General features: G+C 36.2%; 14 protein-coding genes. 11 read left to right on the top strand and 3 right to left on the bottom strand.

All coding sequences use genetic code 11. The annotated features are described in order from the left end of the window. Positions 1 to 98 precede the first annotated feature (98 nt). The 11 genes from MHI39_RS22580 to MHI39_RS22530 all read left to right on the top strand — a co-directional run bounded on the left by MHI39_RS22580 (position 99) and on the right by MHI39_RS22530 (position 12,752). Positions 99 to 401, top strand: a complete 303-nt coding sequence (locus MHI39_RS22580; RefSeq protein ID WP_058003121.1) for a PTS sugar transporter subunit IIB — start codon at positions 99 to 101, stop codon at positions 399 to 401. A 24-nt stretch (positions 402 to 425) separates the two neighbouring features. Next, positions 426 to 1,727, top strand: coding sequence for a PTS sugar transporter subunit IIC (locus MHI39_RS22575; RefSeq protein WP_058003120.1), 1,302 nt, complete (start codon positions 426 to 428; stop codon positions 1,725 to 1,727). 20 nt (positions 1,728 to 1,747) lie between these two features. Continuing rightward, positions 1,748 to 2,056 (top strand): PTS lactose/cellobiose transporter subunit IIA, encoded by a 309-nt coding sequence (locus MHI39_RS22570; protein ID WP_058003119.1) that lies wholly within the window; start codon positions 1,748 to 1,750, stop codon positions 2,054 to 2,056. A gap of 100 nt (positions 2,057 to 2,156) precedes the next feature. Next, a complete protein-coding gene (locus tag MHI39_RS22565) occupies positions 2,157 to 3,242 on the top strand; it encodes a MupG family TIM beta-alpha barrel fold protein (RefSeq protein ID WP_342540271.1) in 1,086 nt (361 codons plus the stop codon). A 158-nt stretch (positions 3,243 to 3,400) separates the two neighbouring features. Continuing rightward, the gene (locus tag MHI39_RS22560; protein ID WP_259548025.1) at positions 3,401 to 4,990 is read left to right on the top strand and encodes a Na+/H+ antiporter NhaC family protein; all 1,590 of its coding nucleotides are present in this window, start codon (positions 3,401 to 3,403) and stop codon (positions 4,988 to 4,990) included. Positions 4,991 to 5,203: 213 nt separating this feature from the next. Beyond that, positions 5,204 to 6,397 (top strand): LL-diaminopimelate aminotransferase, encoded by a 1,194-nt coding sequence (locus tag MHI39_RS22555; protein WP_259548024.1) that lies wholly within the window; start codon positions 5,204 to 5,206, stop codon positions 6,395 to 6,397. Beyond that, on the top strand, positions 6,381 to 8,045 hold the full coding sequence (locus tag MHI39_RS22550; RefSeq protein ID WP_342540270.1) for a thiamine pyrophosphate-binding protein: 1,665 nt from the start codon (positions 6,381 to 6,383) through the stop codon (positions 8,043 to 8,045). The genes MHI39_RS22555 and MHI39_RS22550 overlap by 17 nt, the downstream gene beginning before the upstream one ends. 19 nt (positions 8,046 to 8,064) lie before the next feature. Then, positions 8,065 to 9,567 carry an aldehyde dehydrogenase family protein gene (locus tag MHI39_RS22545; RefSeq protein ID WP_259548017.1) on the top strand — a complete coding sequence of 501 codons (1,503 nt, stop codon included), beginning with the start codon at positions 8,065 to 8,067 and terminating at the stop codon, positions 9,565 to 9,567. Between the two features lie 49 nt (positions 9,568 to 9,616). Beyond that, positions 9,617 to 10,789 (top strand): saccharopine dehydrogenase C-terminal domain-containing protein, encoded by a 1,173-nt coding sequence (locus MHI39_RS22540; RefSeq protein ID WP_259548013.1) that lies wholly within the window; start codon positions 9,617 to 9,619, stop codon positions 10,787 to 10,789. A gap of 64 nt (positions 10,790 to 10,853) precedes the next feature. Then, positions 10,854 to 11,621, top strand: coding sequence for an IclR family transcriptional regulator (locus MHI39_RS22535; RefSeq protein ID WP_259548011.1), 768 nt, complete (start codon positions 10,854 to 10,856; stop codon positions 11,619 to 11,621). A gap of 69 nt (positions 11,622 to 11,690) precedes the next feature. Further along, a complete protein-coding gene (locus MHI39_RS22530) occupies positions 11,691 to 12,752 on the top strand; it encodes a GGDEF domain-containing protein (protein WP_259548008.1) in 1,062 nt (353 codons plus the stop codon). Here MHI39_RS22530 and MHI39_RS22525 read toward each other — a convergent pair. From MHI39_RS22525 to MHI39_RS22515, 3 genes are all read right to left on the bottom strand, one after another. After that, positions 12,728 to 14,050, bottom strand: a complete 1,323-nt coding sequence (locus MHI39_RS22525) for a Mur ligase family protein (RefSeq protein WP_259548007.1) — start codon at positions 14,048 to 14,050, stop codon at positions 12,728 to 12,730. The two genes, MHI39_RS22530 and MHI39_RS22525, sit on opposite strands and share 25 nt — an antisense overlap. Before the next feature lie 107 nt (positions 14,051 to 14,157). Then, positions 14,158 to 14,310, bottom strand: a complete 153-nt coding sequence (locus MHI39_RS22520) for a hypothetical protein (protein WP_251338994.1) — start codon at positions 14,308 to 14,310, stop codon at positions 14,158 to 14,160. A gap of 79 nt (positions 14,311 to 14,389) precedes the next feature. Further along, a complete protein-coding gene (locus MHI39_RS22515; RefSeq protein WP_259548006.1) occupies positions 14,390 to 14,932 on the bottom strand; it encodes a GNAT family protein in 543 nt (180 codons plus the stop codon). Positions 14,933 to 15,456: the final 524 nt, after the last annotated feature.

Below are 15,456 nucleotides of genomic sequence, written 5' to 3'. Positions count from 1 at the left end.
TCCTTTCTCGGTGATTAACTTTACTTAATTAGCAACTATTTTTGAGAAAAGAGCCTTCATAAATGAAAGCGCTATTAGATTTAGGGGGAAAAAACAACATGAAAAAAATTATGTTAGTTTGCTCAGCTGGAATGTCTACCAGTCTACTTGTAACAAAAATGGAAAAAGCAGCAGTAGAAAAAGGGGAAGAAATACAAATATTTGCAGTGGCAGAGGCAGAAGCGAAGAATCATTTTGAAGAGATTGATGTTTTACTTCTGGGACCACAAGTACGATTTTTAAAGGGGAAACTTGAAAAGCAGCTTGATGGAAAAGGAATACCAGTTCAAGTGATTGATAGCATTGACTATGGAACAATGAACGGGGATGCAGTGCTTACTAAAGCCCTACAATTATTATAGGTAGGGGATAAGGGGGAGAAATGGATGAATAATCTTATTCAGTTCTTAGAGAAATATTTTGTTCCTGTTGCAGGACGGATTGGCGCACAAAGACATTTAGTTGCTATACGTGATGGATTCGTTGCTATTATGCCGTTGATGATTTTAGGATCGTTTGCAACATTATTTAATAACTTGCCAATTAAAGCCTATCAGAACTTCATGAAGTCTATTTTTGGGGAAAACTGGACCATGTTTGGTGGAGTTTTATGGCAAGGTACTTTTGCAATTGTTTCAATACTAGTCGCGTTTACAATCGCTTATAATTTAGCTAAGTCATATGATAAGGATGGACTTTCCTCGGGGGTTGTATCTGTAGCTGCCTTACTATCAATTATGGCGACAACAAAGGATGGTGGATTACCACTATCATGGGCAGGGGCATTAGGACTTTTTGTCGCTATTTTTGTCGCATTAGTTTCAACAGAGATTTTTACTAGACTTTTAGGGAATCCTAAATTAGTTATTAAAATGCCAGATGGAGTACCTCCAGCAGTATCGAAATCATTTGCCGCATTATTTCCTGCAATGATCACATTAACGATTTTTGGACTTTTGAAAGTGATAACTGTAAAGCTAGGAATGCCTGATATACACCAAGCATTATATGATGCTCTTCAAGCACCTATTTCAAAAATGGCAAATACATTATGGTCGGCAATATTAGTTGCTGTTATTATTCATGTTTTATGGTTCTTTGGCTTACACGGATCCAATATTATAGAGCCATTGATGCAAGCGGTTTATTTGCCAGCGATTAATGATAATATTGCTGCATTTAAAGCAGGAACAGAAATAACAAATATTGTTACGAAATCATTCTTTGACGGCTTTGTTCTTTTAGGTGGATCAGGTACTACAATTGGATTGCTACTAGCTATAATCTGGGTAGGGCGTAAACAAAAGCAATATTATAACTTATCTAAGTTATCTGTAGCCCCTGGGCTTTTTAACATCAATGAACCAGTTGTATTTGGATTACCAATTGTATTAAATCCGATTTTATTTATTCCGTTTATTTTAACACCTATTCTATTAACGATTATTAGTTATGTATCAATTGCCACAGGACTTGTTCCGAAAACTGTTGTATTTCTTCCTTGGACGACACCACCAATCATTGGAGGAATCATAACCTCAGCTTCCTGGAAAGGTGGAGTTTTGGCAGCATTTAATCTATTGGTATCTATCATTATTTATATCCCATTTGTGAAAATGGCTGAACGAGCATTCTTGAAAAGTGAAAAGCAAAAAAACCAAGCAGAGCCCATCCAACAAGCGAAATAGACAGCAAAGGAGATCATATAATGAATGTAGAACAAATTGTAATGACGATCATTACGCATAGTGGGAATGCAAAAAGTGATGCTGTCGAGGCAATTCAAGCAGCAAAAGCAAAGAATATTAGTACGGCCTATGAGCTTATTACAAAAGCAGAGAAGGAATTATTAGAGGCACACCATGTGCAAACATCATTAATTCAAAATGAAGCAAGAGGGAATCGTGCCGAGGTAACTTTACTTCTTGTCCATGCTCAGGATCATTTAATGAACGCCATTACATTTAAGGATCTTGCAAAAGAGTTTGTTGAGCTATATGAGTCTATGAATCAATAAATAGTGTCGAACGTGGAAGTGAGGGTAGAGTGATACCCTCTCTTCTTTTCTATAAATGATTAGAAAGTAGAAAGTATTAAATACGAAAGGGGAATTGATAATGAGACAATTAGGAATATCCATTTACCCACAATATGGAACGGAAAAGGAACAATTTGATTATTTAGAACGAGCTAGTTCCCATGGTTTTTCAAGACTCTTTACCTGTTTAATGTCAGTTAGCGAAGAAAAAGATGTTAAACAAATGAAAAACTTATTAAGTAGGGCACAAAAACTTGGTTATGAAGTGATTGCTGATGTTAGTCCAAGTGTTTTTCAAGATTTGCAGCTTTCTTATAAGGATTTAGGATACTTTAAGGAACTTGGTCTTTCAGGTTTACGTCTTGATTTAGGTTTTTCTGGTTTAGAGGAAAGCATCATGTCGATGAACGAGTATGGCTTAAAGATTGAATTGAATGTGAGTCAAGGAACAAAATACTTAGAGCAAATCCTTTCGTACTCACCGAATAAGCATGCATTGATTGGCTGTCATAATTTTTATCCTAGAAAATACACGGGCTTATCACGCGAGCATTTTCTAAAATGCTCAAAGCAATATAAAGAGCATGGAATTCGAACAGCAGCTATGATATCCTCTTCACATGCAAATTATGGGCCATGGCCAGTCCAAGAAGGACTCCCAACATTAGAGGAACATCGTTATTTGCCGATTATCGTACAAGCGAAGGATTTGTTTAATACTGGCGTCATTGATGATTTAATTATTGGAAATGCTTTTGCATCGGAGGAAGAATTAAGTCAGCTCGGTCGTTTAAATCGTTATCTTCTAGAGCTAAGCATACAGTTTAAATCAGGCATATCACAGGTAGAAAGGAAAATCGCACTGGAACGAACACATATTAATCGTGGAGATGTTTCTGCCTATGTGATTCGCTCAACAGAGAGTAGAATAGAGTTTAAAAAGGAAGCATTTCCTGCACATCATACAGAATTAATTAAACGTGGTCATGTAACAATTGATAATGACCAATACGAAAGATATAAAGGGGAATTACATATTGCTTTAAAAGAAATGGAGAATGAAGGGAAGTCAAATATTATTGGAAATATTGCTGAAGAAGAGCTGTTTCTTTTGAATAAAATCGAGCCTTGGCAAAAGTTTAAGTTAGTTGAAAAAAAATCATAAGAACTGGGAGCTATCTGTGTGAGATAGCTCCTTTTAGTTTTTCGTGATTTGACAGAAGGATAAAGAAATAAATATAATGAATTCTGATTAGACTAAATAATCTAAAAATATTAAAAAGGAGGTTTCATCGATTAATTAAAAAACGGGGGAGGAAAAGAATGGAGAATTCAATTTATTCATTGTTACCACCGCTAATTGCTATTTTAATGGTTATTTTAACTCGAAAGGTATTATTGTCATTAGGAATTGGAATTGTAACAGCGGCACTGTTGTTAGCAGAAGGCAATATTTTAAATACATTATCAACATTATTGGAAGCGCTAAAAGCTATTTTTTGGGTAGATGGTCAATTAAATACATGGAATATTTTTATAGAATTATTTGTTATTATCCTTGGTGTTATAACTGCTTTTATTACAATAATTGGTGGTGCACGCGCTTTTGGTGAATGGGCAATGAAACGTGTAAAAACAAGAGCTGGTGCTCAAATGATGGCTGCGATTTTTGGCGTAGTTATTTTTATTGATGATTACTTTAATGCCCTTGCAGTTGGGCAAGTATCTAGACCAATTACCGATTTACATCGCGTTTCGAGAGCAAAGCTCGCCTATATTATTGACTCTACCTCTGCACCAGTTTGTGTCATTGCTCCTATTTCAAGTTGGGGTGCCTATATTATTGGGATTATTGGCTCTGTTTTAACCGCACACAGCATTTCAGATATTGCTCCTTTAACTGCATTTTTAAAAATGATTCCGATGAATCTCTATGTATGGTCAGCTTTAGCGCTTGTTTTTATTATTGCCCTTCGGGGAATAGAATTTGGTCCAATGAAAAAACATGAAGATCGTGCAATGAATACAGGGCAAGTATTTGATCCAAATAAAACTGCTCCTGGAGAAATGAAGGAAGTAATTCCAATTAGCGATAAAGGAACAGTTGGTAGTCTAATTTGGCCATTAATTACATTGATCATCTCCACTGTTATTATGATGCTTTGGACAGGATCTTCAGCATCAAATGGAAGTAACAATTTAATGACGATCTTTGAAAATGCAGATGTTGCTAAATCCCTTTTTTTTGGAGGAATAGTTGGGTTAGTTATTACTCTTGGATACTTTTTTAATCACAGCTTTAAGAAAAAGACTGTCGAGTCTAAGCTCTTCTTTATAGGGTTAAAAGAAGGAGTAAAATCTATGGTTCCAGCGATTTTAATACTAATTTTTGCATGGATTATCGTCGATTTAATTGGCCAATTAGAAACGGGAAAATACTTAGCCGGTTTAGTAAAAAGCATGAATATGAATGTAACCTTTTTACCTTTTATCATGTTCATCATTGCTGGATTAATCGCTTTTGCGACTGGAACCTCCTGGGGGTCATTCGGAATTCTATTGCCGATTGCGGGTGAAATCTCTGCTGTTACAGATGTATCCATCATACTACCTACAATGGCTGCTGTCTTAGCTGGCGCCGTATTTGGTGACCACTGTTCACCGATTTCGGATACAACAATTCTTTCATCGACAGGTGCAGGGAGTGATCATATGGATCACGTTATGACTCAGTTACCTTATGCATTAACTTCTGCAGGAATAGCTGGCTTTGGTTATCTAGTTATTGGGCTAACAAGTAGTACCATTGCAGGTCTTGCAACCGTGTTGGTGCTGCTCATTCTATTTGCGTTTTTTATGAAAAAGGGTGAGGATTTTACAGTAAATGGAGATGGAATGTCTTCTAAAACATAAGAATCCCATTAAAAACTGACTCAAGAGTATGAGTCAGTTTTTCTTTTTTGAGGAGCAATATGAGGGTACTAGTATAAAAGGACCACAATTTAGAAAATTCAAAATAAATATTGATAAAATGTAAACGCTATCATATAATGAACCTTGTAATATATGAAACTGTATTTCATATAATGAAATGTAGTGAATTGTATATGGAAAGAGGGGAATGAAATGTCTTCGTTTGTCTCCAAAAGGGTTCAAGGGTTACCACCTTATTTGTTCTCGGTCATTGATGAAAAAAAGAAACGATTGCAGGAAGAAGGGGTGGACGTTATTGATTTAGGAATCGGTGCACCTGATCTACCAACACCAAATTTTATTGTAGACCGATTAATAAAGGAGTTACAAGATCCAAGTAATTTTAAATACTCTGGATACGCAGGTTGCCAAGAATTCCGAGAGGCAGTAGCTTCCTTCTATAAACAACATTATGAGGTGGATCTGGATCCTACTACCGAAATTCTTACTCTCGTTGGTTCGAAGGAAGGAATAGCTCATGTTATTCCAGCAATGATCGATCCGGGAGATGCAGCACTTATTCCTGATCCTGGATATCCTGTTTATCGAACGGCCACGTATCTTGCCGGAGGGCAGTGTATAGATTTACCACTTGATGCGCAAGACCATTACCGCCCTATCTTTTCACAATTGCCTCCATCTGTTTATGAAAAGGCAAAGCTTATGTTTTTGAACTACCCAGGAAATCCTACAGCTGCAACTGTTGAATTAGATGTGTTTGAAGAAGCAGTTGCCTTCGCAAAAAAACACCAAATCGGTGTCATTCATGATTCTGCTTATGGTTTAGTTACGTTTGATCAATTTAAAGCCCCAAGTATATTACAAGTTGAAGGTGCAAAAGAAATAGCAATAGAATTTGGCTCTCTGTCCAAAAGTTTTAATATGACTGGCTGGCGCATTGGGTACGCGGTGGGAAATTCGGAAATTATTCGTGCGTTATCAAATGTAAAGAGTAATATAGACACCAGTCAATTTTTACCGATTCAAAAAGCAGCAGCTGAAGCATTAACAAGTGATTATCATGCGGTCGAACAAAATAATTCGATTTATAATGAGCGGTTGGAAAAAATGCTTGAAGCATTAAAAAGTATTGGAATTCATGTGGAAAAGCCGAGAGGATCATTCTTTATTTGGGCTCCAGTACCGAGTGGTTTTTCTTCCAGTCAATTTGCTGAGATGGTATTGGAGAAAGCGGGTGTCATTATTACACCGGGAAATTCATTTGGGCCATCTGGTGAAGGTTATTTTCGTATCTCCTTATCCGTTCCAACTGAGCGTCTTGATGAAGCAGTCAAAAGAATAAAATCCTTGAACCTTGAGGTGACAGAACATGCCCCAAACCATTAAAAAGAAAGTAATGGGAGCTGCACAAGCAATCATCGAATGTATGAAAATCGAAGAAATAACAAAGGTGTTTTGTGTACCAGGAGAAAGCTATTTGCCAATATTAGATGCAATATACGACGAACCAACCATAGATTTAATTTCTACGAGGCATGAAGGTGGAGCCTCATTTATGGCGGAGGGGTTTGCAAAAGCAACGAGAAAACCCGGAGTGGTGATGGCAACCCGTGGGGTAGGTGGGGCAAATTTAGCAATTGGTGTTCATACAGCATATCAGGATTCGACTCCTATGGTAGTATTCTTAGGTCAGGTTCACAGTAAATTTCGTGGTCGTGAAGGATTTCAAGAGGTAGACTTGGATCAGTTTTTTGGTCATATTGCCAAGTGGACTGTCGAAATTAATGATGCTGAAAGAATCCCTGAATTGGTACAGCGAGCATTTCGAATAGCTCAAACGGGAAGACCAGGACCAGTTGTCGTTTCTTTACCTGAAGATATATTAAAGGAAAATTGTGAAATGGCTTTTGGTTCAAAGGTAAATGTGCCAAAACCTGTTCCAGCTAAGACTGAGTTAGCTCAAATTGAACATATCTTAAATAATGCACGGAAACCACTTATTATTGCCGGGGGTGGCATTATTCATTCGAAAGGTGAGCAAGAGCTCATCGACTTCGCGGAAAAATATTATTTACCAGTTGTAGCCGCTTTTAGGAGACATGATGTTTTTCCTAATAATCATCCTCTATATGTCGGCCATTTAGGTTTAGGAACTGCTAAAGGAATACTTCAAACCGTAAATGAAGCGGATGTAATTCTTGCTATAGGTACACGTCTATCCGAAGTCACAACTCAAGATTATACATTACTCTCCTCAGAACAAACATTAATTCATATTGATATCAGTGCAGATATGCTTGGGAATGTTTATCCTCCAGAAGTAGGGATCGTAGCAGATGCAAAAAATGCATTATTTGCTTTACAAGGCATCCAGGTGCAACCTACATGGCAAAAATGGGTGGATAAATGCCACCAGATTTATATTGAAACAACTTTAATAAGGAATAATGGCAAAAGTGAAAAACTAACTAATTTTGATGTCATACAATTATTACAGGAAAATCTTCCGGAGAACGCTATTATTACGAATGATGCGGGTAATTTTGCAGGATGGCTACATTCGTATTATCAGTTTCATAGGGAGGGGACCTATATTGGTCCAACTTCAGGAGCAATGGGGTACGGTTTACCAGCAGCCATTGGTGTTAAGCTAGCACATCCAGATCGTACAGTCGTCTCTTTATCTGGGGATGGCGGGATGATGATGACTGTCCAGGAATTAGAAACAGCCTCACGTTACAATATACCGGTCATTAGTCTCGTATTTAATAATCGCATGTATGGAACCATTCGTATGCATCAAGAAATTCACTATCCAACTAAAGTTAGTGGAACTGATCTAGGGGATATAGATTTTAGTGGATTAGCCCATTCTTTGAATGCAAATGGTGTAAAAGCTAGGACAAAAGAGGAATTTAAAAAAGCCTTACAAGAAGCGATGTCTTCATCTAAGCCTACTGTAATCGAAATTGATATGGACAGGGGACAAATCTCTACGACAAAAACGATAAAAGATATACGTGAAAATTTATAAGGAAAAAGGAGATAGGAATATGTTAAATACAGTCATTAGTGGAGAAAGAGTAGTTAATTATATCAATGGGGAGTGGACCGTTCCAACTGAAGAAAAATATACATCAATTGTTAATCCGGCTACAGGAAAATCCATTGGGGAAATTTTACTTTCATCAAAAGAAGAGGTTGATCTTGCAGTAGAAGCAGCAAAAAAGGCGCAAAAAAAGTGGGCATTAGTACCAGCTCCGCAGAGAGCTGAGATTTTATATCGTGTTGGCCTAATTATGAAGGACAAAAAGGAAGAATTATCACGAATATTGACGCAAGAAATGGGAAAGGTCATTGAAGAAGCACGGGGAGAAGTTCAAGAAGGAATAGATATGGCCTTTTATATGGCGGGGGAAGGAAGAAGGTTATTCGGAAATACAACTCCATCTGAATTAAAAGATAAATTTGCGATGAGCATTCGCGTTCCTGTTGGGATTGTTGGTATTATTACTCCTTGGAATTTCCCAATTGCTATTGCAACATGGAAGTCATTTCCTGCAATTGTCGGAGGAAATGCAGTCATTTGGAAGCCCGCAACGGAAACACCGCTAATGGCTAGAGAACTAGTAAAGATATTTGAGGAAGCAGGCCTGCCAAAAGGAGTGATAAATCTTGTTTGTGGCTCAGGTTCCCAAGTGGGGAATGCGATGGTTGAGCATCCAGATATTGATGTCATTTCTTTTACAGGATCCAATGAGGTAGGGCGCACGATTGCAGAAACATGTGGAAGAATGTTAAAGCGAGTATCCCTAGAAATGGGTGGAAAAAATGCCGTTATTGTAATGGATGATGCAGATTTAACTTTAGCTGTAGAAGGAATTTTATGGAGCGCATTTGGAACAAGTGGTCAAAGATGTACAGCATGTAGTCGCGTTATTGTTCATGAGAATGTAAAAGAGAAACTTGAAGAGCAGCTGTTAGTAGCAATGGGAAAACTAACACTTGGAAATGGTTTAGATGAAAGTGTGAAGATAGGTCCAGTCATTAATGGAAGTGCACTTCAGAAGATCCATGAATATGTTGGAATCGGAAAGGATGAAGGGGCAAAGCTTTTAGCAGGTGGTTCAATAGTCAAGGAGGATAGACTTGGAAATGGCTATTATTATGAGCCAACCTTATTTACGGATGTGACACCAGATATGAGAATTGCACAGGAAGAAATTTTCGGACCTGTAGTGTCAATCATTCCAGTCAAAAGCTTTGAGGAAGCAATTGAAGTGAACAATAGCGTTACATATGGATTATCAAGTTCTATTTTTACTAGAGATGTGAATCGAGTGTTCGCTGCACAAAGAGATTTAGACACTGGAATTGTATATGTTAATGCAGGAACGACTGGTGCTGAGATACATTTACCATTTGGCGGAACGAAAGGTACAGGAAATGGCCATCGTGATTCAGGAGTGCAAGCACTAGATGTATTTACAGAATGGAAGAGTGTATATGTGGATTATAGTGGGAAGCTTCAACGTGCCCAAATAGATGTGGAGTAATTGAATCTTTTTGATCAACAAATTTGAAACAATCAAGGGAGGAATTTTCATGAAAATCGCTGTTTTAGGTGCTGGACTTATGGGAAAGGAAGCAACTAGAGATTTGGTGAATAGTGCAGGTGTGGAGAAAGTTACATTAGCGGATGTGGATGTGAAAAGAGCTGAGGCTGTATGCCAGCAGCTACAATCTACGAAACTATCATCTGCCTACTTAGATGCAACTAACCAAGATCAACTGGCAAATTTTATCCGTGATTATGATGTCGTTATTAATGCCCTTTTTTATACTTTCAATGAAAAAGTGGCTAGAGCAGCGATTGATGTGGGGGTAAACTGTGTAGATTTAGGAGGGCATATTGGGCACGCGACAGATCATGTTTTGGCAATGCATGAGGATGCAAAAAATGCAAATGTGACGTTGATTCCTGATTTAGGTGTAGCACCTGGAATGATTAATATTCTTACAGGTTATGGTGCTAGTCAGCTGGATGAGGTTAAATCGATTAAAATTTATGTAGGTGGTATTCCTGTCGTACCTGAACCACCACTTGAGTATAATCATGTATTTTCTATGGAAGGGGTATTCGATCACTATACTGATCCATCTTTAGTTATAAGAAACGGAATCAAACAAGAGGTTCCTTCTTTATCTGAGATTGAAACAATTCATTTTGAAAGATTTGGTCCACTAGAAGCATTTCATACAGCAGGTGGAACATCGACATTATCCCTGTCCTATCCAGATGTAGAGACACTTGAATATAAAACGATACGGTATCAGGGGCATGCAGAAAAGTTTAAATTACTAGTTGATCTAAATCTAACAAGAAGTGATTATGAAGTAGAAGTAAACGGTCAAAAAATCAAGCCCCGGGATGTCTTATTAAAAGCATTAGATCCGATAGTTGAGCTAGGTGAGAAAGATGATGCTGTACTTCTTAGAGTGATTGTTGAAGGAAATAAAAATGGTGCAAAGAAAAAGCTAGAATATGAATTGATCACCTATAAAGATCGTGTGAATCAAGTAACCGCCATGGCTCGGGCAACTGCAAATACGATATCTGTTGTAGCCCAAATGATTGGTAGTGGACTTATTTCTCAAAAAGGTGTTTACCCACCAGAAAAAATTGTTCCTGGAAGGACTTATATTGAAGAAATGGCAAAGCGCGATGTTAATATAGTGGATAAAAGTTCGCAATCTCGTTCTAATGTTAATGTATAATCCTGTTTCTCTCCCTCTAATAAATAGGGGGAGTATTTTATAGCTTGAAAAGGAGTAGAACAAAGTGAATCAAAGTATTATTAAGGCATTAAGCCTTCTGGACTTTTTCTCAGAGGAAAGACCTGAATTGAGCTTAAAGGAAATAACTGAACTTGTTCAATTACCAAAGCCAACGGTCTATCGTTTATTGTCATCATTAGAATATTGTGGTTTTCTAACGAAAACAAGGGATTCTGACTATGATAAGCGTTACAGACTTGGATTAAAGCTAATGGAGTTAGGACAATTGGTTTCAGATCAATTGGAATTAAGGAAGATTTCTCTCCCTTTTATGAAAGAATTGGCCAATGAGATAAATGAGGTTGTCCACTTGGTCATTGTCCATCAGGATGAGGCTGTTTATATTGAAAAAGTGGAAAGTACCCATGCATTACGGTTATATACAAGAATTGGAAAGAGATCGCCTCTTTATCTTGGTTCCGGCCCCAAATTACTATTAGCCTATTTATCAGATGAAAAGAGAAAAGCAATAATAGAGAAGACGACTTTGCAAGATTTAAAAAAAGATCTTTTGAGTAAAGATCGGTTAATGATGGAAATAGAAGAAATCCAAAGAAATGGTTTCTCTGTTAGTTATGGAGAACAGGATGAGGGAACAATCGGAATTTCATTTCCTATATATAATTATTACGGTGAAGTAATCGCTTCTCTTGCGGTAAGTGGCCCTTATTATCGCTTTGAGGGTAGGAATTTAGAGAATATTAAAGACAAGACAAGGATTATTTCTAAAAAAATTTCCTCCGAGTTAGGGCATCGTTCATGTTCGATTTAAGTGCTATCTTTTATCAATGATAATTGCTATATTAGTGTTATTGTTTAATTTGGAAGAAGGTTTACAGAAGTGCTGAAAACAATGTTATCAAATATAGCAATTATATTATTTATGCATCTATGTCTCCAGCCTTTGTATTTTGCAAATAAAAAGCAAGGGAAAAGGAATGCAGTATTACATGTTTTTATTGTCGCATTTACAGTTATTAGTTTATTTTATTTTCCTATATTGATAGAAGAGAAATTTCGATTTGATTTAAGGGCCATTCCCATTTCCTTTATATCTGTTATGCATGGAGTGAATTTTGTGATTCCAGTTGTTATTATAGCAAGTGTATGGAGATTTATATTAGGTGGGGCGGGGGCATTTCCAGGTATTATTTTTTCAATTATCATACCAGCAATATTGAGTTTGATTATCCGTCGCTTTTTTCATTGGAAAAAATTTGGAGTAATGAAGGTGCTATTTTTTTCTACTATCATTTGGGCAGCTTGTGATCTTCCATTTCTATTTTTTGTCGATTTAAATATAAACTTTTATATGATGCGTTATGTGACATTTCAATTAAGTGTATTAATATTATTTGCTTTCACTAAACTATCTTATCATCATCTTCATTTACTTAATCAATTTAAGTTTAATGCAGAACATGATTCATTAACAAAATTGTTTAATATGAAAAGGTTTTATGAGGAAATAAAAGCAATTAAGCCTTTAAACAGTGAGGGTGGATATATTGCTATGATTGATATTGATCATTTTAAAAAGATCAATGACACATATGGTCATCAAACTGGAGATTTAGTTTTAAGAGATTTTGCAAAAATTTTATTGAAACATAGACAGCAAAGGGCTGTAGTAGCCCGTTACGGTGGGGAAGAGTTCATTTTTTTTAAACAGACAGATACGCTAAAAGAAGCTCTCCAAACATTTGAAGAGGTTAGAAAAGATGTTGAAACCTCCCAGTTCTATAGAAAAACTGGGGAGCTTATAGGTCAAGTTACTATTTCAATTGGAGTGGCGTCATTTCCAGCCAATTCAAAACTAGAGTATGCAGTAAAGATAGCCGATGAACAGCTATATAAAGCAAAAATGAATGGAAGGAATCAAGTGGTATGTTCGATGAAATAATCTTTTACATACCCAACTAGATATAGAGAACCAGTAACTAATACGATTCCGGTGCGTTGTGTTTGGTGAAATACATAATCAAACACATCAGCTATGTTGTTAAGAAAAATATAATTTGTTTTTCCAATTGAGCGAAGCGTGTGATGAATATCTTCGCTGCTGCTATTTCTCTCCAAAAATGGATGTGGCGTAAACACATAGATTGCAATAGGAATTTCAATGGAACGAAGCATTGTACTAATCTCTTTATTGGAGGAGATAGACATAATAACAATCGAAATCGGCATGTTTAATGAATCGATGTTTTCTTTCAAGGTTCTTAACTCTAGTGAATTATGGGCACCATCAAACAAGAATTGTTGTCCTTCTATTTCTAGGAGCTCCATTCTACATGAAGATTGGACATGTCTTAAGGCTTGCATAATTTTTTCTTTATCAAATGAATAGCCCATCTCTATTAATGCTTCACTAACCGCTAGTGCATTACTAGCATTTTGAATCTGATGGGTACCAAGCATTTGTAATTGTTGTTTTTCTATTAAAAAATAATTTCCTTTATAATAGAATATACTTCCATTTTCATCAGATTGCTTCATTATAAATCCATACTCACGATTGATAAAATGGAATTTTGTTTCATCCAGTGCTTCAAGCTTTAATAAATAGTTCCTTGCTTGAACATTATTCATTCCACAAATAGCATATTGGGTGGATTCTTTAATAATACAGGATTTATCGATAATAATATCCTCAATTGTTGCTCCTAATAAATGAGAATGATCCATCGTAATCTCCGTAAAAACGGCAATAAGTGGATCAATCACATTGGATGGATCTGTTTTTCCTCCTACTCCATTTTCAAATACAATTAGTTGAAGTCCTTGTTGCTTAAAATAAAGCAGTGCGATCACTATCATAACATGCATATGAGCAACATATTGCTCAAATTCATAATTGCTAAGCTTATTTTCAACTACTTCTACTAAGGTAATAAAATCCTCACGGTCAATCCTTTTTCCATTATGTGAAAATCGTTCTTCATAATGGGTGAGATGAGGTCCAGTAAAAAGTCCATGCGGATAGGAATGCTGTGTAAGGATAGCTGAAATAAATTGTGCAGTGCTACCTTTCCCGCAGGAGCCAGTGATTTGAATAAACTGAAATTCAGTTAGATGAATGGAAAATAGTTCGAGTAAATCTCTCATAATTTGGTGGTGGAATCCATTTTTTCGATTCATTGTTCGACCATTAAATTTTGAAAGAAAGCTAAGAGCGTGATTGTACCGTGAATTCACCATAGTATGAAACTCCTGTTTTTTACGATAGTCATGATAAAATTTTACCATAAGTGTATTAAATCTCAAGAAAATACAAACCGAAAAAAATAGGTTGTCTAAAAAGCTTATTAGACAACCCTATTGTCGGGTTCCTTTGGTAATGGATCGACTCTATTGGCATCTTCAAGATCTAATGCTTGTAAAATTCCGTAAATAAATGTCCATCCAGAGAAACCTATTATTGTGATAAGAACACCGAATGTAATCACATAATCCAACATAATCCTCATCCCCTTTTAATAAAAGGTATGCAGGTCATTGGATGAAATTTCATGATTTTTTCGCTAAATTTTCATTAATTTAAGTTCTAGTCTTCCATTCCTTTTTCAAGAGACCGAATAATAGCATATCATACGTCTTTCCGTGGCGCTGTAGAAACTCTCGATAGATTCCTTCCTGTTGGAATCCTAGCTTCTTATATAAGGAAAGAGCAGGTACATTGTAATCAAATACAGTGAGCTGTACACGGTCTAGATTTAGCTCGTAAAAGGCGAAATCTAATGCAAGCTTCATGCTTTCATAACCATATCCCTTCCCACGATGATCTTTTCCGCCAATTGCAATAGCAATCCAGCATACTCGATTATTCCATAGAATTCCGTCGAGTTCGATGTATCCAATCAGTGCATTAGTATGTATATTTCTTATAGCAAATAGGTATTGGGTGTTAGAATCAGAAAACTCATCAAACCATTTTGTTAATTGTGATTTTGAACGGGGAGTGGCAGGCATTGCATCAAATAAATGGGAAAATTCTGTATCGTCAAACCATGGCAGGATCGTCTCTAAATCGCTTTCATGAAGTGTAGTTAATTTAACTTGTTCTCCTGTGAATACATCCATAATAACCCTCCCACTTTTTTTACGTATAAAATTCGACAAAAGGAGAGAAAATCCTGCAACCATTTTTGATGTAAATTATTTTGTATTATTTTGTTCATTTAAAAGTTGGTCTACTTTTTTCTCAATTCTTTCTAATTGCTTAGCTTTTATGTCTGATGAGCGGCGAATGGATCTGACAATGTAGATACATAAAAATACTAAGAATATCCAAAAAATGATAGGAAATAAACCTGAGATAAATTGTATTTCCATAAATATTATCACCACCATTGTTGGAAAATTTAATCCATTTTGAACGGATTATTCGGTTTTACTTCGGATTTTTCTTTTTTCAAAATATATCCATATGTAATAAATTGTCCAGGCTAACACTAATATTAGGAAAGAGTAATTTTTATATCTTTCTGGAAGATAAAGTATGCCTAGTATGGACAGAAATAGTGCGGGTATGATTAAGGTAATATACTTTTTTTTATGCATAATGAATTTCCCCTTTATCTATATTTACGAACGAATGAATAGTA

The sequence above is a fragment of the Heyndrickxia sp. FSL K6-6286 genome (assembly GCF_038630395.1).
In the GTDB taxonomy this organism is placed as follows: domain Bacteria; phylum Bacillota; class Bacilli; order Bacillales; family Bacillaceae_C; genus Heyndrickxia; species Heyndrickxia oleronia.
The sequence above is the reverse complement of the archived record's forward strand: the minus strand, read 5'-3'. Positions and strand labels throughout refer to the sequence as shown.